The sequence below is a fragment of the Janthinobacterium sp. SUN137 genome (genome assembly GCF_030587265.1).
GTDB classification, from domain to species: domain Bacteria; phylum Pseudomonadota; class Gammaproteobacteria; order Burkholderiales; family Burkholderiaceae_D; genus Janthinobacterium; species Janthinobacterium kumbetense.
The window spans coordinates 132,736-155,039 of sequence record NZ_JAPWHZ010000005.1; the positions used below are offsets into that span (position 1 = coordinate 132,736).

Here is a 22,304-nt window from a genome sequence, read left to right on the forward strand (position 1 = left end):
GTGCTAGCCTTTGACGGCGCCCTGGGTCAAGCCCTCGATCAGGCGCTTGGAGGCAACAAAAAACATCAACAGCAACGGCAGCACGGCAATGGCGGCGCCCGTCATCAGCGCGCCCCACTCCGTGTTGTTCGGCGCCTGCATGCTGCGCAGGGCCAGCGGGATCGTGTAGTTCTCGACCGAGCGCATGACGACCAGCGGCGTGATGAAATTGTTCCACGAGTTGATGAAGGTGATCAGGCCCAGGGTGCCCATGGCGGGGCCGATCAGAGGCAGCACGACCCGCCAGTAGATGGCGAATTCACCGCAGCCGTCGATGCGCGCCGCCTCGATCAAATCCTTCGGAATCGCCGTGCCGATGTACTGGCGCATGAGGAAAATCCCCAGTGCGCCGGCCGCTCCCGGCACGTACAGGGCGCGCGGCTGGTCCAGCCATCCGAGGAAATCCATCAGCATGAAGGTGGGGATCATGTTCATGAAGGATGGGATGATCATCGACGCCATCACCAGCGTAAACAGGGGCCGCTTGAAGCGGAATTCGTACATGGCGAAGGCATAGCCGCCCAGCGAGCAAAAGAACAAAGTCAGCGCTGTGGTCATCAGGGCCACGTACAGGCTGATGCCGATATTACGCCAGAACGGCAGGCGCTCCTGCAGCAGTTCCAGGTTGTTGAGCAGGGCCGTGCCGAACCAGCGTGGCGGCGGCAGGCTGTAGATTTCGGCGCTCGTGTGCGTGGCGAAGACGAACATGAAGTAGAACGGCGCGACCATGATCAGGGCGCCGATGGCCACCATGGCGTAGGCCGTCCAGCGGGTGGTTTTCATCGGACCTCCTTGCGTTCATTGCGGCTGAAGATGCGGTTGTTGACCCAGGTGGTGCTGGCGATGATGAGGAACAGCAGCCAGGAAATGGCCGACGCCGTGCCGAAGTCGCCCGAGGAAAACGCCGTCTTGTAGACAAAGATGGCAGTCGTCATCACGGACTGGCTCACGCCGCTCGATTCGGCCACCAGCACGAAAGGTTCCTCGAACAGCTGCAGATTGCCCATGATGGTCAAGGTGACAGCCAGGTAGATCATGGGGCGCAGCTGCGGCAGGGTGATGTACCAGAATTGCTGGCGTTTCGAGGCGCCGTCGATGGTGGCCGCTTCATACAAATCCTTCGGAATCACCTGCAGCGCGGACAGGTACAGCACCAAGTTCCAGCCCAGGTAGCGCCAGAAAATGACGAAGGCGACGGCCGGCTTGATGAACAGCGAGCTGCCCAGCCAGTCGATCGACTCCGCCGGGAACAGGCCGCCGACCAGCGGCAGGCTGGCGCACCATTCGATCAATACATTGATCTGCCCATAGTCGCGCGAAAACAGGGTGTTGAACACCATGGCGATGGCCACGCTGGAGGTGATGAACGGTAAAAAGTAAATGCCGATCACCAGGTTGCGCGAGCGCTTGAAGCTGTTGTGGATGAAGGCCGCCAGCGGAATGGCCACCAGGTGCTGCGGCACGCCCGAAGCCAGCGCCAGCCAGACCGTATTGCCCAGCGAGCGCAAGAACCACGGGTCGCTCAAGGCGTACTTGTAGTTATCCAGGCCCACCCACTGCATGGCGTCCACGCCGCTGGCCGCTTCCCACTGGTTGAACGACAAATAGATGGAAAACAGCAGCGGGAACAGGCTGAAGACGGCAAACAGGATGAAGAAGGGGCTGATGAAAATGTACGGCGCCCACTTCTTCATGTTGAAGCGTTTCCTGGCGGGCCGCGCAGCAGCGGCAGCGGGCGCGCCCTCGGTACAAGGCATGGAGGTAGTCATGCTGCTCCTAGCGCCGCGCGCGGTGGGTGATCAGGGCCTTGGCGTCGGCCAGCGCCGTCTTGATATCCTTGTTTTGCGCCAGCACGCTTTCCAGCTCCATGTTGACGATATCGCGCGCCACGGCGTCGAACTTGTCGACACGGATGACGGGAATCTTCGCCGCCGTGTCGCGCGCCAGCAAGCGCGTCTTCTGGCCGCCGAAGTACGGCTGCGGCTCGTCCATCATGGGATCCGCATAGGCAGCCTTCAGGGCGGGAAACGCGCCGATTTCCTTCAGCGAGTGCAGCTGGATATCCTTGTTGACGGTCATGAACTTGATGAATTCCCAGGCCTGGGTTTTATTCGCCGCCTTTTTCGGGATGCCGTAGAAGGAGCCGCCGTACGACGCCAGCGCGCCGGCCGGCAAGTTCGCCGCGCGCCACTGGCCTTTCGAATCGGGCGCCAGCCACTTGGCCAGGTGGCCGCTGAGCCATGAACCCATCATCTGGCTGGCCACCTTGTCGCGTTTGAAGCCTTCGGCCCACTCGCCCGTCCAGGCCACGGTGCGCGCATCGATGCCGGCCACCCGCGCCGCCTTGGCCAGCTCGAACGCCTTGACGAAGCGGGGCGAATCGACCAGCACCTGGCCCTTGTCGCCAAAGTAAATGCCTTCGCCATCTTTCAAATTGGCGCGGATAACGATGTCGGCCAGGTCGCTGGCACCGGCCAGCAGATAGGTGCCGGTGGCGGCCTTGAGCTTCTTGCCGGCGGCGATGTAGGATTCCCACGATTGCGTCAGGTCGGCTTCCTTGATGCCCGCCTTGTCCATCAGGTCCTTGCGGTAGAACAAGGTGCCCGGTCCCAGGTCGGCCGGCATGGCCCCCAGGGTGCCGCGCGAACTGGTGGCCTGCACGAAGGTGAACGGTACGAACTGTGCGCGGTACTGCCCTGCCCCGTAAGGCTGCTGCAAGAGGTCTTCCATGCCCTTCGATTCGGCGAAGCTGCCGACATAGCGGAAGTCGATGGCCATCACGTCGGGCAGGCGCGCACCGGCCGCCAGCGCCGTCGTCATCGAGTTATGGTGGTCGTCGATCTGCAGGCTGACCAGCTTGACCTTCACTTGCGGGTACAGTTTTTCCCACAGGGGCAAGGCCGTCTTGACGGCGCGATCCAGGTCGGGGAACGAGGCGACGGTAATCGTGGCGGGGGCCAGCGTGGGCAACGGTGCCGCCGGCGGGACGACTGCGGGCGCGGCGGCCACGCCACAGGCCAGGGTCAGCGCTGCCAGCGGGGCGGCGCCAAGGATGCTTGACTTCATTATTTCATCTCCGATTATTGAGCGTCTTCTATCTTGAAAACGTTTTCACAACATGCGTCCATTTAACACCGCAAAGAAAATCAAGTCAACCGAAAAAGTTGTCATTTTTATTGAGGGGAGCGTCGCAAGCGGCATGCCGCGGCGCGTGTTCCCCTATGACAGAGGCGAAAATACGGGCTGCCGATAGCGCTGTTGTTTTTTGTGAAAACGTTTTCAAGGAAGGGTCGATCAGCAGGGCCGCCCAGGTGCGCCGGCATCATCCGACGTGCACGGCCCACAATCTGTCGGCTTACACCCTGCGGGCCAAGCCGCGCTGCGCCCGACCTGCTGCGCTATCAGCTATGGCCATTTATGGTAATCTTTCGATGAAAAGGTTTTCAGAGCACTGACAACCAGCCATCTTGATACCCAGGAATCACCTTGAACGATAGCGCCCACGCTGCTCCCCCTTCCACCCTGCTCGACGTGGCCCGCCAGGCCGGCGTGTCGCCCAGCACCGTCTCGCGCATCCTGAACGGCACGGCCAGAGTCTCCGACGACAAGCGCGACGCCGTGCTGGCGGCCATTGCGCAGATGAAATTCGCGCCGAACCAGATGGCGCAGGGGCTGAAAAAAGGCCGCTCGATGACCATCGGCATCGTGGTGCAGGACATTTCCAGCCCATTCTTCGACGAAAGCCTGCGCGGCGTGGACGACGGCTTGAAAGACACGGGCTACGCGTCCGTCATCGTCAGCGGGCACTGGAATGCGCAGGAAGAGGCCGACCGCATCCGTCTGCTGCTGGCGAGGAAGGTCGACGGCATCATCCTGCTGTCGGGGCGCATCTCGGACGAGAGCGTGCTCGATTTCTCGCAGCAGCGGCCCATCGTCTCGACGGGCCGCCTGCTGGCCACGAAAAGCGCCATCGGCTTCAAGCTCGACAACGAATACGGCGCCTACCTGGCCGTGCGCCACCTGGTGGAACTGGGCCACCGGCGCATCGCCTTCGTGGCCGGCCCCGCCAACAACACGGATGCGGCAGAGCGCCTGACGGGCTACCAGCGCGCGCTGCGCGAAGCGGACATACCCATCGACCCGAAGCTGATGGCGGAAGGTGATTTCCACGAGGCAAGCGGGATGCTGGCCATGAACCACCTGTTCGATACGCAGCAGCAGTTCAGCGCCGTCTTCGCCGCCAACGACCTGTCCGCCTATGGCGTGCGCCTGTGCCTGTACCGCAAGGGCATCCGCGTGCCCGACGATATCTCGCTCGTCGGCTTCGATGACTTGCCCGGCTCGTCCTACACGACGCCGCCGCTGACCACCATCCACCAGCCCCTGTACGACATCGGCCGCATCGCCACCGAAGCGCTGCTGGGGCTGATCAATGGAGAAGCCGTGCAGGCCGCCATTCCGCCTTTGGCGCTGATCGTGCGCGAGACTACGCGCCGCATCCGCTAAGGATTGCACCATGATAAACCTACTGTGCAGCCCACTCTCGGGTCGGCGTTGCTCGCTGTACTTTTTGTACAGCTGCGCTACTCAACCCGATATCGGGCTTGCTCGCTACGGTTTCTCAAGGTGCTGACGCTTCACCATACACCACTATTTTCCTGAACGAGAATCAATACGCTACCAGTATCCGCGCCGCGTGCCGGAATCTGCAGCAATGGCGCATCCGCTTTACAATAGTGGCTCGTTCAGCAAGAATGCCTGCTTCAAGCAAGCTTGGCTCAACCCTCCGGCCGCAGGCTGGAAGACTCCGAACATTCACCACAAAGGGACATCACATGGAACATACTCTGCCACCACTGCCGTATGAAATGGACGCTCTGGCGCCGCATATTTCGAAAGAAACCCTGGAATACCACTATGCCAAGCATCACCAGGCGTATGTCACCAACTTGAACAACCTGATCAAGGGTACCGAGTTCGAGAACCTGTCGCTGGAAGACATCATCAAGAAATCGTCGGGCGGCATCTTCAACAATGCAGCGCAAGTATGGAACCACACCTTCTACTGGAACGGCATGAAGCCGGCCGGCGGCGGCGCGCCTGCGGGTGCCGTGGCTGACGCGATCAACGCCAAGTGGTCGTCGTTCGACAAGTTCAAGGAAGAATTCACCAAGTCGTGCGTGGGCAACTTCGGTTCGGGCTGGACCTGGCTGGTGCAAAAAGCCGACGGCTCCGTCGACATCGTCAACACCTCGAACGCCGGCTGCCCGCTGACCACCGGCGACAAGCCGCTGCTGACCTGCGACGTGTGGGAACACGCCTACTACATCGACTACCGCAACCTGCGCGCCAAGTACGTGGAAACGTTCTGGGGCCTGGTCAACTGGGACTTCGTTGCCAAGAACTTCGCGTAAGCGCGTTCCTGACAACGTAAAACGGACGCGCTTGCGGCATGTGCCGCAGTGACCCGTCTTGAAAAGAAGCCTGTGCTTGCGAGCCGGGCTTCTTTTTTTTGCCCCTGCAGAACACGCGTGCCCGCCACGCGCTGTCAAGCGAACCAGTATGGCAATCGGAATGTTATAAGATGCGCAAGAGCTGCGCTCCTCCATGCGCCCTGTCCCCGTTTCCTTGCTGAAAGAAAAAAATGAAAAGATTCATGCTCGCCCTGCTGCTCTGCGCCTCCGGTTCCGCCTTCGCCAACTCGGCCTGCGACACGCCGCGCAACGACTTCGACGGCCTGTATTGCCTCAATAAGGTGTACCAGGAAGCGGACAAGGAACTCAACGCCAACTACAAGAAACTGAGCTCCCAACTCGATGCCGGCGGCAAGCAAAAGCTGAAAGCGGGCCAGCTGGCGTGGATCAGCGCACGCAACCAGAACTGCTCGAAACGCGAATCCTCGGGCTTCTATGTGAACCTCGATTGCGCCACCCAGACCACCATCGAACGCGCGCAATTTTTGCAGGACCGCGTGCGCGAATGCGTGAGCGCCGGCTGCCAGAACAGCAAACTGTGAGCTGAAGCTGCGCCAGCACAAACACGAGCGGGCGGTAATCACCCATACTGGCCACTCGGAGGTCTTTCCGTTTATGCCATGAGCAAACTCATCGATATTTCCCTGGATCAATGGGACGCCAGCGGCAGCCCCGCGCAGCAGGCGGCGGCGCTGCAAGCCCTCGAAGATGGGCAAGTACTGCTGCTGCCCCGCCTGGGTTTCGCCTTGCACCCGGAAGAGCATGGGCTGCTGAACGGCGCGGCGGGTAGCGCCAGCGGCGCCAAGAACATCAGCTGGGATCCCGCGCGCGGAGTACGCGGCCAGGGCGACGCCTGCGATGCGGCCCTGCTGGCGGCGCTGATGCAGCGCTACGCACGCCAGACGCGCAGCTTGCTGGCCGGCTTGCTGCCCAGCTACCAGGCGCATCTGCAGCAAGGCAAGGGCAGCTTTCGCCCCGTGGAAATCGCCGGCAGGGTAACGTCCTGGCGCAAGGACGATACGCGCCTGCATATCGACAGTTTCCCCTCCTCGCCCACGCAGGGCCGGCGCATCCTGCGCGTCTTCACCAACATCCATCCGCGCGACGCGCCCCGCGTGTGGAAACTGGGCCCGCCCTTCGAGCAGGTGGCGCAGCATTTTTTACCCGTCGCGCAGCGTCCGCAACCCGTGCTGGCGACCCTGCTGCAATGGCTGCGCATCACCAAGTCGCGGCGCACGGCCTACGATCACTACATGCTGCAGCTGCACGACGCCATGAAGGCCGACCTGGCCTACCAGGCGCAGGTGGAACAGCACACGCATGCCTTCGCGCCGGGCCAGACGTGGATCGTCTTCAGCGACGCCGTATCGCACGCGGCCCTGCGGGGACAGCATGCGCTGGAGCAAACCTGGCTGCTGCCCGTGCGTGCCATGGCCGCCCCCGACAAGTCGCCGCTGGCCATCCTCGAGCGCCAGTTGCAACGCCCGCTGGCCTAGCCTGACCAGGCACTACACCCCGGCAAAGCCAGGCTCAGGCAAACCGGCTCAGGCCGGCAAACGGGCCGCCTTGAAGCGCCGCCAAGCCTTGTGCATGCGGCCATCGCTGCCCTGCGCCTGCGCGCGCGCCGCCAGGTAGCCGCGCACGAAGGCCGCGTGCTGCCGCAACCCGTCCTGGGCGGACTGGTCAGCCTGACCAGTCTGAACATCGGGCAATTGCTGCAATAGCCGGTCGGCCACCTGTACATCGTTAAGCCAGCCCAGTTCATCCTGCAGCACCGACAGCCGCCCCACATACGGTTGCACGGCGCGCGCGGCAAACAGCGAGGCAAAAAATTCCGTCGCATAGCGCGTCTTCTTGGCCGCGATGCGCACCCGGTGGCGCTGCAGCGGTGTGGCATGCAGCAGGCGCTTGCCGCGCTTCACCAGGCGGCGCTGGTCCTTGCGCAGGGTGGCGCGGGCAAACGGCGAGACGTGCGCATCCAGGCGCCGCACCTGGCGCGCGGAACAGCTGTCGCGCCAGGCGCGCGCCTGCAGCCAGCGCTGCAAGCCCAGCATGCAAGCCGTGTAGCGCGCCGAAGTGACGGCCTGGGCCGCTTGCGCATGCTTGAGGCGCGCCTGCGCGTGCGCCGCCTCTGCCAGCGCCGCCGCATCCGCCTGCGCCTCGCCATCGAGCTGCGCCAGGGTATTGCCAGCCAACACATCCCAGTCACGCGCCTCGCCTAGCGCGCCGCCCAGCCAGTCGAGTTCAGCCTTCAAGGCCTCGGGCAACGCCAGCAGGGACTTGAACATGCCCAGCGCCGAGCGCAAACGGCGCAGGCCCACGCGCATCTGGTGCACGCTTTCCACATCCTCGCCCGCCGCCACGCCATCCTGGTTGCCGCTGACCTGCTCCAGGCAATTGCCGGCGATGGCCAGGAACACTTGCTCCACCGACATCGCCGCGTCCAGCGCCAGGGGCTGCGCCTTGACCGCCTGCAGAGGCTGTGACGCCGCGAGGCGGTAGCCACGTTCCGCCTTGCTCATGTGGCCCAGCTGCAGCGGCACGTCCTGCAGCAGGGCCAGCGCCACGTCGAACAGGCTGGCCGCTTGCCCCTGCTTCAATTCCAGTTCGATCTCGCTGACGGGCACGCTGCGGACGGCGCCATTCGCCCCATCCGCGCCGCTTTCGATGACACCCTGGTCCAGCACGCATTCGATCTCGTCGCCCTGCGGCGTGCGCAGCTGCCATACGGTGCGCTCCATGCGCGTGGTAAACACGGGCTGCAAGGCGTCGCGGACGGCGTCCTGGCGCAGCAGCGCGCGGATGGGCTGCTTGCGGCCGATGGCCGAGTCCAGCGCGGCGAGGTCCGGTTGCGGCCCGGAAACTTCGCCTTCCCATTCGTGGCGGCTGTGCAAGCCGCTGTTGACGGTGCCACCGGCCTTCAGGGTCTGCACCCAGCGCCCGTCCACCTGGCGCACGCGCAAGCCCGCCTGGTGGCGACACAGCTGCAAATCGGGCGTATCGACATAGATATCGTGCATCTGCAGCAGCTGCACCTCTCCTTGTGCCTGCTGCGCCAGCAACGGGTGCGCGCGCAGGCGCGCTACATCTTGCTGCGCCAGCAACAATTTCAATTCGATTTCCATGACCGCTCCTTGCGAGACTCCTGAACGCCCATTGTAAGGCGCGTCCGGCCACATACAAGGAGCACGCGCACCGACCTTGATTTTGCGCGAAAATAGGCGCTTCATTCAACCAGGAGATGCCATGACCTACCACGCCGCCGAGAACCGCTACGACACCATGCAATACCGCACGTGCGGGCGCAGCGGGCTGAAACTGCCGCTGTTGTCCCTGGGACTGTGGCACAACTTTGGCGACAGCAACAGCCTGGCCTCGCAGCGCGACATGCTGCGCACGGCCTTCGACCTGGGCATCACGCATTTCGACCTGGCAAACAACTACGGCCCGCCATATGGCAGCGCGGAAAGCAATTTCGGCAAGCTGCTGCGCGACGATTTCTTACCGTACCGCGATGAACTGATCATTTCCACCAAGGCAGGCTGGGACATGTGGCCAGGCCCGTACGGCCAGGGCGGCGGCTCGCGCAAGTACGTGCTGGCCAGCCTGGACCAGAGCTTGCAGCGCCTGGGCCTCGACTACGTCGACATCTTTTACTCGCACCGCTACGACGCCGACACGCCGCTGGAAGAAACCATGGGCGCGCTGGCCACCGCCGTGCAGCAGGGCAAGGCGCTGTACGTGGGCCTGTCGTCGTATTCGCCGCAAAAGACGGCCGAGGCGGCCAAACTGCTGAAAGAGTGGAAAGTGCCGTGTCTGATTCACCAGCCTGCCTACAACATGCTCAACCGCTGGATCGAGGAAGACGGCTTGCTCGATACCCTGCAGCAAGAAGGCATGGGCTGCATCACGTTCACGGCGCTGGCGCAGGGCTTGCTCAGCGACAAATACCTGGACGGCGTGCCGCAGGATGCCCGCGTCAACCGCCCCGGCGGCGGCTCGCTGCTGCAAAAACACCTGAGCGCGGAAAACCTGGCCCGCGTGCGCGCGCTGAACCAGATCGCCGGGCAGCGGGGACAAACCCTGGCGCAGATGGCGCTGGCCTGGGTGCTGCGCGATCCGCGCGTCACCTCGACCCTGATCGGTGCCAGCAGCAGCGCGCAAATCCGCGAAAACGTGGCCGCACTGCAGCAATTGTCTTTCACGGCCGACGAGCTGGCCGCCATCGACATGCAGGCGCGCGAAGGCCATATCAATCTGTGGGAAGGTCCGTCGCGGGCCGTGTAACGCAATCACGACGGCTACAAGGGCGGCGGCAGCCAGGCCAGCAACTCCTGCGCCACCTGCCGCCGCCGTTCCGGCGTGGCAAAGGCGCCCACCTCCACATGCATGCTGCCGCAGCTGATGCATATCAGCTGGCGCGGCCCCTCCGGCACGACGATATGCGTGCACCAGGGACGAAAGCTGCTGCGCTGGCGGCGGCCGGCACTCACCTGCTCGACGACCAGCACGCCGTCGCGCAGGGCCAGATGCTCGTAGTCGCGGGCATGGCGCAGGTAATACAGCAGGGAAATGGCCACCAAGACCAGTTCGGCAAATGAAAAGACGGGGATGTACCAGTAGCCGCGCAGCGCAAAGGCGGCGGCGATGGCGGTGGAAAACAGGCACAGCACACCATAGGCGCGCAGCAACTGGCGCACCGTCAAGGCACTGTGGCGCGTAAACAGCCATTGCGGCTGTTCCCGTGCAGTATCGCGTGGCATCTCGCCTCCCGCAACAGGAAGGGCGCCGGCGTCATCGCTGCAGCGGCGCGTCCTTCAGGATATGCTTGCGCCGCTCAGGCGCCCATCCGCACCAGCGCATGGCCCACGTGCTGCCACCAGTGATCGCGCGACTTGACCTGTTTCAGGCAAGACGTGTCGATTTCCGCGGGGAAGACACGATCCTGGCACACCTTCGTTTCCAGCGCGTAACGCTGATTCTCCGCCGCCGCCAGGGCCACGACGAGCCAGAACGCCAGCGCCAGCAAGACCACCAGCGAACTCCAGGCCAGGTGATTGGTGTTACTTTTTTCGCCAAAAAACTCGCGCGGCCGCGTCTCGCGGTACATCGACATCAAGTCTTTTTCTTTCTCTTCCGACATCTGCGTTTGCATCCTCTGACATCCTATCCTGTGCCGGCCGGCTGGCCATGGCGGCGCGCACGCCGCCTTGCCTGCATTTTACGCCGATGGCGCAGGAGAGGCGGTAATTCATGGGGGCAATTCGCCATCACCACCCTGCGCCGGCTGCACGGGCGCCACGCTTTCCACATGATCGACGTCAATGTCGCCGCCAGCAGGCGCCGTATTGCGCGGCTCCACGCCGGCCCGCTCGCCAGTGCCGGCCGCATCGCTGTCGTTCTCCAGCGCTTCCGCATCCTGGCCCGGCACGCCCTGCATGTCGCTGCCGCTGTCGGAACTGTCGCTGGGACCGAGCGCCCCCTTGCCATGGCCGCTGCCCAGAACGCGGTCAGGCGTGACGGGCAAATTGTCCGGATCGAGTGTGCTGCTGCTCATGGCGGCCTCCCGTTCATAAAAAACCAGCTTACTCCGCTGGCCTGACCTGCGGCGCACGCCTGCACGGCATTTCCGTGGGAAAAATGCGGCGGCGCACAACTATTTTCAGAAATTACTTCACAAATGTACTATTCATTGCTATAGTTAATTCAAGTAAGCATCTTCTCATCCAGAAACTGCTTCATCGGCGGCACGGCGCCCACCAGCGCCATGCCGCCGAACCGACCGGTACGTGGCGAGCCGGCCCATCCACCCAGCCATCATGCACATATTGGAGTTTTATCATGCAAGCCAAATCACTCATCGCAGCATTGTTTGCCATCACCGCCGCCACGTCGGCTTTCGCCCAAAGCGCCGCGCCTGCCGCTGCCAGCCAGCAACTCACGCGCGCTGACGTCACGGCCGAATACATCCGTGCCCGCAACGCCGGCGAAATCGCCACCAGCGAAGTCGACTACCCGAAAACGCCGGCCACCGCCGCCAGCAAAGTGACGCGCGAAGAAGTCATGGCCGAGTTCTACGCCGCCCGCAAGGCTGGCCTGATCCCGCAAACGGAAGCAGACTTTGACGTCGCGCAAACGACCAAGCACGTCGTGAAATAAGAAACCAGTCAGCCGGTTTCAGTCAGTCAGTAACACACCTCAGTTGCGGCGCAGCACTCGGGCCACTCCCGAAGCTCACCGCGGCGAGCTGTCAGCAACACCCCCAACACGATCTTTCCCGGAGTCCCTGCATGTCCCTGCACCGCCGTTTGCTTGCCGCCAGCCTGATCCTTGCTTTGAGCGCCTGCGCCGACATGGGCCATATCGCGCCGCAATCGGCCATGCTCGACGCCAACAAGCTGCAGGCGAGCCAGGCCATGGATGCCGCCGCCAGCGCCGCCATACAATGGCCGCGCACGCAATGGTGGCAAGACTTGCACGACCCCCAATTGAACCGCCTGATGGAGCAGGCGCTGGCCGACAGCCCCACCCTGCGCGGGGCCCAGGCGCGCGTGCGCCAGGCCGAGGCGCTGGCGGGCGCGGCGGAAGACAAGACCCGCCCGCAAGCCGACGCAGCCGTCTCCATCAACCGCGAACTGTATTCGCAGCACGGCAGCACGCCGGCGCCCCTGGCCGGCAATTACGCCTGGCGCAACCAGGCCACCGTCACGGCTTCGTACGACCTGGACCTGTGGGGCCGCAACCGCGCCGCCCTGTCGGCCGCCCTGGGCGACGTGCAGATGGCGTCGGCCGAATCGCAGATGGCCCGCCTGGCGCTGGAAACGGCGCTGGTGCGCACCTACATCCAGCTGTCGTATGAATTCCAGCTGCAGGACGTGATCGAACGCAGCCTGGCGCAGCGCGCCCGCATCCTCGACATCACGCGCCAGCGCAAGCAAGCCGGTATCGGCACCGACATTGATGTAGCGCAAATAGAAACCACTTTGCCCGCCGGCCGACGCCAGCTGGAACAGTCGGCCGAGTCGCTGGCCCTGCTGCGCAACCAGCTGGCGGCCCTGTCGGGCAAGGGTCCGGCGGCCGGTGCGGCGCTCACGCGGCCCGTGCTGCGCCTGGACCAGCCACTGGCCATTCCCGCCGCCCTGCCGGCCGACCTGATCGGCCGCCGCCCCGACATCGCCGCCCAGCGCTGGCGCGTGGAAGCGGCGGCGCAGCGCATCGACGCCGCCAAGGCCGAGTTCTACCCGAACGTCAACCTGGTGGCCTTTGCCGGCTTCCAGGCCTTCGGTTTCAGCCACTTTCTCGATGCCAACTCGGACATCCGCGGCGCCTCGCCCGCGCTGAGCCTGCCGATCTTCGCCGGCGCCCGCCTGCGCGCGCAGCTGGGCAGCCAGACGGCCGTGTACGACGGCGCCGTGGAGCAATACAACGCCACCGTCATCAACGCCATGTCGGACGTGGCCAACGCCGTCACGAAGGCCCAGTCGCTGGCCAAACAGCACCAGCTGACCGTGCAGGCGTTGGCCACGGCGCAGCGCGCGCGCGACCTGGCGGAGAAGGCCTACAAGGCGGGCATGAGCGACGCCATCAACATGCTCAACACGCAAGTGGCGCTGCTGGCGGAAGAACAGCAGCAGGCGCAAAATGGGGCGCGCGAGCTCGATCTGTACGTTTCCTTGATGAATGCACTGGGAGGCGGCATCTGAGCTTGCAATCCTGGCATTGCCCTAGCCCAACAAGATACAATCGGAACTTTATTCACACATGAAGGAATATGACATGACCGCTTTTGACGCCACCTCCAAGCGGCTGCAAAACATCCGCACGCGCATGCCAGGCTTCCCCATGGAACTGATGCGCCTGTTGCGCATGACGTACCACATTCAAAAAGGCATGAAGGATCTGACCAATGCCGCGCTGAAAAAGCACGACCTGGTCGATGCCAGCTACATGGTGCTGGCCGTGCTGTACGGCACGGACGACGAAACCTCGAACGCCTGCACCCTGGGCATGGCGTGCCATGAAAAGCCGGCCAACCTGACGCGCGTGTGCAACGACCTGGAAACGCGCGGCCTGATCCACCGCGGCACGCGCCCCGGCGACCGCCGCTCCGTGATGATTTCGCTGACCGACAAGGGCCGCGCCCTGATCGAAACGGCGCTGCCGGACGTGTACCAGGAAACCTCGGCCCTGTACGAAGGTTTCACGGACGAAGAGCTGCAAGTGCTGGACAAGCTGTACATGCGCCAGTTGCGCAACCTCAACAATCTCAACAACCAGAACTGATAGCCTATCGATGACGCCAGCCACAGCAACAAAACCTATATACGGCCCCCTGACCCGGGCGGCCCACTGGCTGGCGCTGGCGCTGCAGGACTGGCGCTCGACGGAAGGCGAACGCTGGATCTACGTCGGCAAGACCCTCATCGCCTCGTTCTGCGCGCTGTGGCTGGCCTACCGCCTGGGCCTCGATTCGCCCAGCACGGCGATGACCACCACCATCATCCTGGCCCTGCCCAGCAGCGGCATGGTGCTGGAAAAAAGCTTTTACCGCCTGTGCGGCACCCTGCTCGGTTGCACGGCCGCGCTGACCCTGATCGGCCTGTTCCCGCAGCAGCCCGTGCTGCTGTTCGCCGGCCTGGCCCTGTGGGTGGGCCTGTGCACGAGCGGCTCGGCCCTGCACCGCAACGCGCAATCGTATGTGTACGTGCTGGCCGGCTACACGGCCTGCATGATCGTGCTGCCCGCCATCGAGCAGCCGATGCAGGTGTTCGCGCTGGCCGTCACGCGCGTGGCCGAGGTCAGCCTGGGCATCATCTGCTCGGCGGCCGTGTCCAGCGTGCTGCTGCCGCGCCACCAGGGCACGCAGGTGATGCGCACGGTGCAGGCGCGCTACGGCAAATTCCTCGCCTTTTGCCAGGACGTGCTGCAGCAAAAACTCACGCCGGCGCAGGTGGAACTGACGCACCTGCAATTCGCCGCCGACGTGGCGGCGCTGGAGCTGGGCCGCTCGGCCGCCCTGTTCGAAGTCACCAGCAAAGTGAGCCACGTGCGCGCGCAAAACCGCAAGCTGCACGCCTTCAACGCCACCTTCATGACGGCGCTGACCACTTTCTATACCTTCCACCGCCTGTTCGACCGCCTGCAGCGCGACGACGAGACACAAGTCATGCAGGCTTGCGCGCCCCTGTACGCCATCGTCGCCGAAGCGCTGCAAACGACGCCGTCGCAAGACTCGCTCGACACCATGCAGCAGCACCTGCAAACGGCGCTGGGCCAGGCCCGCGCGGACATCGACGGCGCCCCCATCGCGCATGCGCAGCGCATCGATTTCGACACCGTGTGCGAGCTGCTCGAGCGCTTCGCGCGCGACATGAGCCGCTTTCATGAAGTGTATTTCAGCCTGGCGCACGATACGCCACTGGAAATCAGCACGCCGCAGGCCTACGCGCCGAAGACGCCGCCCGCGCTGGTGATCGCCAGCGGCGCGCGCGCGGCCATCAGCCTGGCCCTGCTGGCGCTGGGCGCCTACTTTCTCGCCTGGCCCTACGCCAGCACGGCGATGCTGATGGCGGCCGTGTTCTGCGCGCTGGCCTCGTCCTCGCCGCGCCCCATCCTGATGATCCGGCAAGTGCTGGCGGGCTTCTTGATCGCCATGCCGCTGTCGCTCGTGTGCGTGTACTTCGTGCTGGTGCACGGCGACGGCTTCCCCATGCTGGTACTCAGTTTTGCGCCCTTCCTTGCCGTGGGCCTGTATCTGATGACGAATCCGGCCAAGCTGGGCGTGGGCCTGGGCGTGTCGACCTTCATCACGCAGATGGCGCCGACGAATCTGATGCATGTCGACGGCGCCGCCTTCCTCAACACGGGCATGGCGCTGATCGTCGGCCTGATGCTGGCCGCCCTCGTGTTTGCCGTGCTGCTGCCCGAGCACACGATGGGCCACAAGGACCATATCGGCCGCGCCCTGTGGCGCGAAGCGCTGCATGCGTGCACGGCCCCGGCGCGGCGCGTGAAACACCGTTTCGACAACCGCGTGCGCGACTTGCTCAGCCAGCTCAATGCGGCGGCCGGCCCGGCGCCTGGCGAGGCCACGCGCGCCGTCGTGCGCCAGGCATTGACGCTGCTGGAAATCGGCCACTCGGTGATCGAATTGCGCGAACTGATCGCGACCGCCCGGCCAGGCGCCACGCTCCACGCGCTGCAGCAATGCGTCGACCACATCGCCGGCTGGCTGCGCACGCGCGGCGACACGGCACTGCAGGCGGCCCTGGCGGCCACCCTGCAGGCGGGCGCCGTGGTGCGCGCGGCGCAAAACGAAGCCGGCGTCACGCCCGAGCGCAGCGCGCGCCTGCAGACGGCGCTGGCCGACCTGCATTCGATCTACACCTCTTTACTCGACCACATGGCGCCTGGCGCCGGAGACCACCATGCCGCGTGAATTCGCCCTGTTCGGAATTCTGATTCCTACCCTGCTGCCCCTGTTCATCCTCAGCATCGGCCTGCAAACCCTGCTCGACCGCGTGCTGGGCTGGCTGGGCGTGTACCGCATGGTGTGGCACCCGTCGCTGGCGCGGCTGTGCATCTTCATCGCCATCTTCGGCGCGCTGGCCCTGTCGCTTTACAAATAGCGCTGCAAATAAAAAAAACTGTTCAACCCAATCAAGGAAAGGCTGCCGACATGGTAAGCAAACTGACCCGCTATGCAATCACCCTGCTGCTATTGGCCGCAGCCCTGTGGATAGGCAAGACGGTCTGGGACCGCTACATGGAGTCGCCGTGGACGCGCGACGGTCGCATCAAGGCTGACATCGTCAACATCAGCGCCGATGTGGCCGGCACCGTCACGGACGTGCTGGTGCGCGACAACCAGGTGGTGCAAAAAGGCGACGTGCTGTTCGTCGTCGACAAGGAACGCTATGCGAGCGCGCTGGCGCAAGCCGACGCCGTGCTGGCCGCGCAGAGGACGGAGCAAGGCCGCCGCGGCAAGGAGGCGCAGCGCCGCGCAGGCCTCGACGCCAGCATCATCTCGACGGAAAGCCGCGAAAGCGCCGCCTTTGCCGCCAGCTCGGCCTCGTCGCAAGTGCAGGCCGCCGTGGCCGCCCGCGCGCTGGCGCAATTGAACCTGGAGCGCACCACCGTGCGCGCGCCCGTCAGCGGCTACGTGACCAACCTGAACGTGCACAAGGGCGATTTCGCCGCCGTCGGCGCGGCCAAGCTGGCCGTCATCGACAGCGCCTCATATTATGTCGTCGGTTATTTCGAAGAGACCAAGCTGGGCATGCTGGCGCAGGACGACAAGGCGGAAATGAATCTGATGAGCGGCGGCACCCTGCATGGCCACATCGAGAGCATCGCGCGCGGCATCACCGACCGCGACGCCGCCACGGGCCGCGAATTGCTGGCCGACGTCAATCCCACCTTCAACTGGGTGCGCCTGGCGCAGCGCGTGCCCGTGCGCATCCACATCGACGAGCAGCCGGCAGGCCAGCTGCTGGTGGCCGGCACCACCTGCACCGTGGTGATCACGCCCCATTCCGCGCCCCACTCGGCACCGGCACAGAAACCGGCGGCCGCGCACCCGGCATGAGCCGCGGCGGCGCCGGACGCCTGGCGGAAATCGCCCTGTTCCTCGACGCCGCGGCGCTGGGCAGCTTTTCCGCGGCCGGCCGCAAGCACGGCCTGTCGCCGGCCGCCGCCAGCGCCGCCATCGCGCGCCTGGAAACGGCGCTGGGCGTCACCCTGTTCGAACGCACCACGCGCCAGCTGCGCCTGACGGACGAGGGGCTGCACTACCGCCACTACAGCGAACAGGCGCTGGACTTGCTGACGCAGGCGGAAGACGGCTTGCATGCGGGCGGCGGCGCCGTGCGCGGCGTGGTGCGCATCTCGGCGCCGTCCGACATCGGCCGCCAGCTGCTGCTGCCGATGCTCGACCACTTTGCCGCGCTGCACCCGCAGGTGCGCCATGCGCTGACCCTGACGGATGCCACGGCCAGGCTGGTGCAGGACGATATCGACCTGGCCATCCGCTACGGCGAACTGCCCGACAGCGACATGGTGGCGCGCCTGCTGCACCCGGGCCGGCGCGTCGTGTGCGTGGCGCCCGCGCTGGCCGCCAAAGTGGGCGTGCCGGCCACGCCGCGCGACCTGGCGCTGCTGCCGGCGCTCGTGCTCACGGCGGGCGACGGCGCGCCGCAGGAGTGGCGCTATCGCGAGGACGGCAAGCGCCACAGCCTGCGCCCGCAAGGCGCCTGGCACAGCAACGATGGCGAAATCATCCGCCGCTGGGCCGTGGCCGGCCATGGCTATGCCTATAAATCCCTGCTCGACATCGGCGACGACCTGCGCGCGGGGCGCTTGCACACGGTGCTCGACGATTACTTTGCCGACAGCGTCCCCCTGAACCTGCTGTACCGGCGCAGCCGCTTCCAGCCGCCGCGCGTGGCCCTGCTGGCCGACTTCCTGCTGCAGCAATTCGCCGCCCTGCCGCCGCAGCGCTAGCGGGCCACGGTCAGGGCGCCAGCACGCCCAGCTGGCGCAGCAGGGTCAGGTTGTCTTCCAGGTGCCAGTTGTCGCTGATGCGCCCCTGAGCATTCACCTGGTACAGATCAAACGCGTAAAAATCGATGGCCTGGCCCTGCCCCTGCAAGGGGCCCTGCGGCGCGGGGAAGACGCCCGTGAAGCGGCCCGTGAAATGCAGGCGCAAGGTGACACGGTCGCCCGCCACCAGCATGTCTTCGATGGCCACCTGCAAATCCGGCACGGCCGCATGAAAGACTTGCGAGGCCTGCAGCGGACCGGCCAATCCCTGCGGACGCCCGGCGGGCAAGCTGCGGTCGGTGAAATCGTCGGCCAGCGCCTGGCGCGCCAGGACAGGGTCGCCGCTCTGCCAGAACGCGGCGTAGCGGCGCGCCGCCAGCGCCACCTTGTCGGTGGCGGCGGCGCCGGACAGGTGGGCCGGCATGGGCAGATTTACGGTGGCATGGACTGGCGCGGCAGCGGCCAGCAGAGAAAGGGCCAGGATGGCGGGGGCAAGAACAGGTGCGGGCATAATGAATCCAGGTGGGTTGATCGGCGTGCCTGCTGCATAGGGCACCCCGCCATTCTGGACTTGCTTGCCCTATTTGATAATTGGCCCAGCGCTTGAATCACTTGCTTGTAGTGGTTGAAAATGAGTTGAAAATGCGCTGAAAATCAGCGGCCGCCCGCCACGTCGAGGATGCTGCCCGTCACATACGTGGCGCCCGGTCCCAGCAGGTACAGGATGGCGTCGGCGATTTCTTCCGGCTGGCCGCCCCGCTGCATGGGCACGCCGGATGCCAGGCGCGCCACCCGTCCCGGTTCGCCGCCCGACGCGTGGATGTCCGTGTAGATGATGCCGGGGCGCACGCCGTTGACGCGGATGCCCTCGGCCGCCACTTCCTTCGCCAGCCCGATGGTGAGCGTATCGACGGCGCCTTTCGAGGCCGCGTAATCGATGTATTCGCCCGGGGAGCCGAGGCGCGCGGCTGCCGACGAGACGTTCACGATGCGCCCGCCCTGCCCGCCATTGGCCGTCGACATGCGCCGCACGGCTTGCTGGCAGCACAGGAAATAACTGATCACATTGGTGCGCAGCACGCGTTCGAGGCGCTGCACGGAAATGTCGGCCAGCCGGCATTTCTGCTCCAGCACGCCCACATTGTTGACCAGCGCCGTGAGCGTGCCCAGGCGCGCGTCGACTTCGCCAAACAAGCGCTGCACGTCGGCTTCATCGCTGACGTCGGCCTGCACGGCGATGGCCTCGCCCCCGCTAGCGACGATGCGCGCGCACAGCGCCTCGGCCGCCTGCGCATCGCGCACATAGTTAACGCAAACGGCATAGCCCTGGCGCGCCGCCAGCTGCGCCGTCGCCGCACCAATGCCGCGGCTGCTACCGGTAATCAAGATCACTTCCTTCATTATCCCTCCTGAATGGTTGCGGCTTCATGATACCCGTAAGCTGCAGTCGTAAAAAAGCCCGCGCAAGGCGGGCAGTTTGTCTGTCTATTCCTTATCGTCACAACGCCGGAGAAAATCGTAGCGAGCGGCAGTGATTTGTGGCCGAGAAGCGCAACCGTACTCTGTACGGGGGCGCCGAGCCGGTGAGCATCGCCGGCCGCAAAGCGCGACGCGCAGTAGATTTTATCCGGCGTTCTATGGCCTGAAATGCGTCATGGCGTAAGTCAGGTGCTGCCACCAGTGTTCGCGCGACTGCACGGACGCCAGGCATTTCGCGTCGACCTCGTTCTTGAACGCGGGGTCCACGCACGCCTTGGTGGCCAGCGCATTGCGCTGGTTTTCCACATTGACGATGGCAATCGCCAGCCAGGCCACGAGGGCAAGAGCCAGCGCGCACAGGGTCCAGGGCAGCTGTTTCATGACGTTCTCCTGTATTACTTCTTCGCTGGCGCCGGGGCGCGCTCTTTCAGCACGCGCGCCACCAGTTCATCCATCACGCGCAGGGTCGCTGTCTGGGTCTGCGGCTCGGACTGCCCCGGACGCGACAGCTGCGCCGGCGACGTGACGAAGCGGCCATCGATGACGATGGTCGGCGCGCTGTCGATCTTGCTGGCGGTGATCAGCTGCTCATTGCGTTTCAGCTTGGTCTGCACGCCGAAGGAATTGAACATGTCCAGGTATTTCGCCTTGTCGATGCCGTTCTTCACCAGCAGGTCGAGGATGGCGTCATCGCGGTTCAGGCGGTTGCGCTCGACGTGGATGGCGCGGAAGATCTTGTCGTGGAACTGGTCCAGCTGGCCCATCGCTTCCAGGGTGGCGTAGGCGTGCGCCTGCGGATCTTTCGGGCCATTGAAGGCCAGGTGGATGCGACGGAAGGCGATCTTGTCGCCCTGCTTCTTGACCCAGTCGTGCATCAGCGGATCGAGCGCGTAGCAATGCGGGCAGGAATACATGAAGTACTCCACCACTTCCACCTTCTTGCCCGTGTCCGTGCGCACTGGCGTCGGGAGCGTGGTAAAGCCGGTATCGGCCGCCATGGCGCCGCCGGTGGCCGCCACCAGGGTGACGGCGGCAAGCAGGGGACGCAAGAAACGCAGAAAACGCATAATAATCCTTCATCATAAAGTGGTCGTGAACGGGGCGAGATTACCACTTTTTGCGCCGGGCGATGAGGCCCGGGCGGAAAAAAGCCGTGTTTATCGCCCCGGTTTGCGCCAGCTTAAGCCGTATTTAAGCCCCGCTGCGCCCGCGCCTCAAAAATGGTAGCGCGCCGACACGCGCAGCTGGCGCGCATCCTTGAGGTAAATGCTGGAGCGGCAGCCGGGCGCATCGCCGAAATGGCGGCGGTTGGCCAGGTTGCTGCCGGCCAGTTCCAGCTCCCAGGCGCCCAGCTTGCGCACATAGCGCCCGTCCACGGTGGCAAACGCGGGCACCTGCGCCAGGCAGCTGCCGGCGAAATCGGGACCATAGCGCAGCGCGCGCAGCCATTGCACGCCCACGTCGGCACTGGCGCCGCCCTGCCCCGTCCAGTACAGGCGCAGGCTGGCCAGGGTTTTCGGCACGAGGGCGATATCCGGGCCGTCATAGGCATAATCGTCGTAGCGTGCATGCACTTGCCGCAGTTGGCCGTCGAGGCGCCAGTCGCGCGCCAGCGCCATGCTGGCCTCGATGGCGATGCCGTCGCGGCGCGAGGGGTCGAGGTTGCCCGCAAAGCCCAGCTGGCCCAGGCTCTGGTCGAAGACGATCTGGTTGCTCAGGCGCTCGCTGAATACGCGCACGGAAGCGCTGCGCGCCGCGTCGCCAAAGGTGGCGCCCACTTCCATTTCGCGCCGCAACTGACCCGCCAGGGGGCGGTAGCCGGCGCGGGTATAGCCATCGTCGTCGATGCGGTAGCTGCGCGCGGCCTTGGCGTAGACGCTCAATTGCGGGCGCAATTGCAGGCTGCCCTGCAAGTCCCAGGCATTCTGGTTTTCCCAGTCGCTGCCGCCGGCGGGCAGGTCGGCCGGATCGAGCTGGAACTGCTCATGCCGCAGGCCCAGCAGCAGGCGCGGCGCATACGGGCCGCCGAAGGCCAGCTCTTCGCGCAGCAGCAGCGCGCGCGAATACTGGCGGCGCTGCCCGTCGCCATCGCGGTCCGAGCGCCGCTGCCACTGCATCAGGTCCAGACCCACTTCCGTATCCGTGCCCACGCCGCCCACCTTGCCGTAATGGCGCAGGCGGGGTGCCAGTTGCCGGCGGCGGCTGCTGTACCTCGATTCGCTGCTGCCGTCCTCGCCCGCATAGTGGGCCGTGGCGCGCTTTTCCCGCTGCGACAGTTCCACGCCCAGCTCGAAACTGCCCACATAGCGCTGCACGAAGGCGCTGGCGCGCCGCACCTCATAGCAGTACAGGTCTTCCGGACGGGCCGACAGCAAGGCCAGGAACGGCGCCTCGGGTGCGGGATAGCGGGTGTCCTGCTTCAGCTGGTCGGCGCTGAAGCCGAAGCGGCCCTGGCGCGCCTTCCATTCCGCGCCGCCGTTGAAGCCGCGCTGGTGAAACACGCTGCCATCGCGGTAATTGCCGTTGCGCAGCCCATCCATGGCCACATCGAGCGTCATGCCGTCCTGTTCGCGCGACAGGGCGCCGCGCACGCTGTGCTGGCCGCCCTGCGCCAGCTCGGCGGACACGTCGCCATGCGTGACGCCGGCCGCGCCGGCAGCCACGCCTTCCTGCGCGCACGCCGGCATGGCCAGGGCGCACAGCAGCAAGGTGCGCGTGGCGATGGTCAGGATGGGAGGGGCAGGCATCATGGCGGCAGGCTTGAGGCGTCAC

24 protein-coding genes are annotated in these 22,304 nt (G+C 65.0%); 12 read left to right on the plus strand and 12 right to left on the minus strand.

The features are described 5' to 3' along the window. Positions 1-3 precede the first annotated feature (3 nt). From O3298_RS24600 to O3298_RS24610, 3 genes are read right to left on the minus strand one after another with little or no spacing between them, the layout of a single operon-like run. Positions 4-822, minus strand: coding sequence for a carbohydrate ABC transporter permease (locus O3298_RS24600; protein WP_034751746.1), 819 nt, complete (start codon positions 820-822; stop codon positions 4-6). Further along, a complete protein-coding gene (locus O3298_RS24605; protein WP_305060758.1) occupies positions 819-1,808 on the minus strand; it encodes a carbohydrate ABC transporter permease in 990 nt (329 codons plus the stop codon). Before O3298_RS24605 ends, O3298_RS24600 begins: the two co-directional genes overlap by 4 nt. Positions 1,809-1,815: 7 nt before the next feature. Further along, the gene (locus O3298_RS24610) at positions 1,816-3,105 is read right to left on the minus strand and encodes an extracellular solute-binding protein (RefSeq protein WP_305060759.1); all 1,290 of its coding nucleotides are present in this window, start codon (positions 3,103-3,105) and stop codon (positions 1,816-1,818) included. Positions 3,106-3,525: 420 nt separating this feature from the next. Here O3298_RS24610 and O3298_RS24615 point away from each other — a divergent pair, with 420 nt between their 5' ends. The 4 genes from O3298_RS24615 (at position 3,526) to O3298_RS24630 (ending at position 7,009) form a co-directional block, all read left to right on the plus strand. Next, a complete protein-coding gene (locus O3298_RS24615) occupies positions 3,526-4,545 on the plus strand; it encodes a LacI family DNA-binding transcriptional regulator (RefSeq protein ID WP_305060760.1) in 1,020 nt (339 codons plus the stop codon). A gap of 329 nt (positions 4,546-4,874) precedes the next feature. After that, positions 4,875-5,453, plus strand: coding sequence for a superoxide dismutase (locus O3298_RS24620; protein WP_099665109.1), 579 nt, complete (start codon positions 4,875-4,877; stop codon positions 5,451-5,453). A 230-nt stretch (positions 5,454-5,683) separates the two neighbouring features. Next, positions 5,684-6,055: a lysozyme inhibitor LprI family protein gene (locus tag O3298_RS24625; RefSeq protein WP_289918337.1), complete on the plus strand. Its 372-nt coding sequence runs from the start codon at positions 5,684-5,686 to the stop codon at positions 6,053-6,055. Positions 6,056-6,133: 78 nt separating this feature from the next. Further along, positions 6,134-7,009 carry a Kdo hydroxylase family protein gene (locus tag O3298_RS24630; RefSeq protein ID WP_305060761.1) on the plus strand — a complete coding sequence of 292 codons (876 nt, stop codon included), beginning with the start codon at positions 6,134-6,136 and terminating at the stop codon, positions 7,007-7,009. A gap of 48 nt (positions 7,010-7,057) precedes the next feature. Here O3298_RS24630 and O3298_RS24635 read toward each other — a convergent pair whose 3' ends face one another. Further along, on the minus strand, positions 7,058-8,638 hold the full coding sequence (locus tag O3298_RS24635) for a CYTH and CHAD domain-containing protein (RefSeq protein WP_180278608.1): 1,581 nt from the start codon (positions 8,636-8,638) through the stop codon (positions 7,058-7,060). Positions 8,639-8,759: 121 nt separating this feature from the next. Between O3298_RS24635 and mgrA the strand changes: the two genes are divergently transcribed. Then, on the plus strand, positions 8,760-9,800 hold the full coding sequence (gene mgrA, locus O3298_RS24640; protein WP_305060762.1) for an L-glyceraldehyde 3-phosphate reductase: 1,041 nt from the start codon (positions 8,760-8,762) through the stop codon (positions 9,798-9,800). 14 nt (positions 9,801-9,814) lie between these two features. Here the strand turns inward: mgrA and O3298_RS24645 are convergent, their stop codons facing one another. The 3 genes from O3298_RS24645 to O3298_RS24655 form a co-directional block, all read right to left on the minus strand. Then, complete coding sequence (locus tag O3298_RS24645) at positions 9,815-10,276, minus strand: DUF2244 domain-containing protein (RefSeq protein ID WP_305060763.1); 462 nt, start codon at positions 10,274-10,276, stop codon at positions 9,815-9,817. Positions 10,277-10,350: 74 nt separating this feature from the next. Beyond that, positions 10,351-10,668, minus strand: a complete 318-nt coding sequence (locus tag O3298_RS24650) for a hypothetical protein (protein WP_077400845.1) — start codon at positions 10,666-10,668, stop codon at positions 10,351-10,353. A 96-nt stretch (positions 10,669-10,764) separates the two neighbouring features. Continuing rightward, entirely contained in the window at positions 10,765-11,070 is a 306-nt protein-coding gene (locus O3298_RS24655) for a hypothetical protein (protein ID WP_099665118.1), read from the minus strand. 284 nt (positions 11,071-11,354) lie between these two features. Here O3298_RS24655 and O3298_RS24660 point away from each other — a divergent pair, with 284 nt between their 5' ends. The 7 genes from O3298_RS24660 (at position 11,355) to O3298_RS24690 (ending at position 18,014) form a co-directional block, all read left to right on the plus strand. Beyond that, positions 11,355-11,672: a DUF4148 domain-containing protein gene (locus O3298_RS24660; RefSeq protein WP_180278609.1), complete on the plus strand. Its 318-nt coding sequence runs from the start codon at positions 11,355-11,357 to the stop codon at positions 11,670-11,672. 131 nt (positions 11,673-11,803) lie between these two features. Further along, positions 11,804-13,216: an efflux transporter outer membrane subunit gene (locus O3298_RS24665; protein ID WP_305060764.1), complete on the plus strand. Its 1,413-nt coding sequence runs from the start codon at positions 11,804-11,806 to the stop codon at positions 13,214-13,216. A gap of 73 nt (positions 13,217-13,289) precedes the next feature. Continuing rightward, complete coding sequence (locus tag O3298_RS24670) at positions 13,290-13,796, plus strand: MarR family winged helix-turn-helix transcriptional regulator (RefSeq protein WP_034782299.1); 507 nt, start codon at positions 13,290-13,292, stop codon at positions 13,794-13,796. Positions 13,797-13,806: 10 nt separating this feature from the next. Then, positions 13,807-15,951, plus strand: coding sequence for an FUSC family protein (locus O3298_RS24675; RefSeq protein WP_305060765.1), 2,145 nt, complete (start codon positions 13,807-13,809; stop codon positions 15,949-15,951). After that, on the plus strand, positions 15,941-16,141 hold the full coding sequence (locus O3298_RS24680; protein WP_070224633.1) for a DUF1656 domain-containing protein: 201 nt from the start codon (positions 15,941-15,943) through the stop codon (positions 16,139-16,141). The genes O3298_RS24675 and O3298_RS24680 overlap by 11 nt, the downstream gene beginning before the upstream one ends. A gap of 50 nt (positions 16,142-16,191) precedes the next feature. Beyond that, on the plus strand, positions 16,192-17,100 hold the full coding sequence (locus O3298_RS24685; RefSeq protein ID WP_305060766.1) for an efflux RND transporter periplasmic adaptor subunit: 909 nt from the start codon (positions 16,192-16,194) through the stop codon (positions 17,098-17,100). After that, the gene (locus tag O3298_RS24690; protein ID WP_305060767.1) at positions 17,097-18,014 is read left to right on the plus strand and encodes a LysR substrate-binding domain-containing protein; all 918 of its coding nucleotides are present in this window, start codon (positions 17,097-17,099) and stop codon (positions 18,012-18,014) included. Before O3298_RS24685 ends, O3298_RS24690 begins: the two co-directional genes overlap by 4 nt. A gap of 10 nt (positions 18,015-18,024) precedes the next feature. On the opposite strand, the gene O3298_RS24695 is transcribed toward O3298_RS24690, so the two are convergent. The 5 genes from O3298_RS24695 to O3298_RS24715 form a co-directional block, all read right to left on the minus strand. Then, on the minus strand, positions 18,025-18,564 hold the full coding sequence (locus O3298_RS24695) for an ester cyclase (RefSeq protein WP_305060768.1): 540 nt from the start codon (positions 18,562-18,564) through the stop codon (positions 18,025-18,027). Between the two features lie 143 nt (positions 18,565-18,707). Continuing rightward, positions 18,708-19,454 carry an SDR family oxidoreductase gene (locus tag O3298_RS24700; RefSeq protein WP_305060769.1) on the minus strand — a complete coding sequence of 249 codons (747 nt, stop codon included), beginning with the start codon at positions 19,452-19,454 and terminating at the stop codon, positions 18,708-18,710. 234 nt (positions 19,455-19,688) lie between these two features. Then, entirely contained in the window at positions 19,689-19,913 is a 225-nt protein-coding gene (locus O3298_RS24705; RefSeq protein WP_305060770.1) for a hypothetical protein, read from the minus strand. A 14-nt stretch (positions 19,914-19,927) separates the two neighbouring features. After that, complete coding sequence (locus tag O3298_RS24710) at positions 19,928-20,599, minus strand: thiol:disulfide interchange protein DsbA/DsbL (RefSeq protein ID WP_034782052.1); 672 nt, start codon at positions 20,597-20,599, stop codon at positions 19,928-19,930. A 147-nt stretch (positions 20,600-20,746) separates the two neighbouring features. Further along, a complete protein-coding gene (locus O3298_RS24715; RefSeq protein ID WP_305060771.1) occupies positions 20,747-22,282 on the minus strand; it encodes a TonB-dependent receptor in 1,536 nt (511 codons plus the stop codon). Between the last annotated feature and the right edge of the window lie 22 nt (positions 22,283-22,304).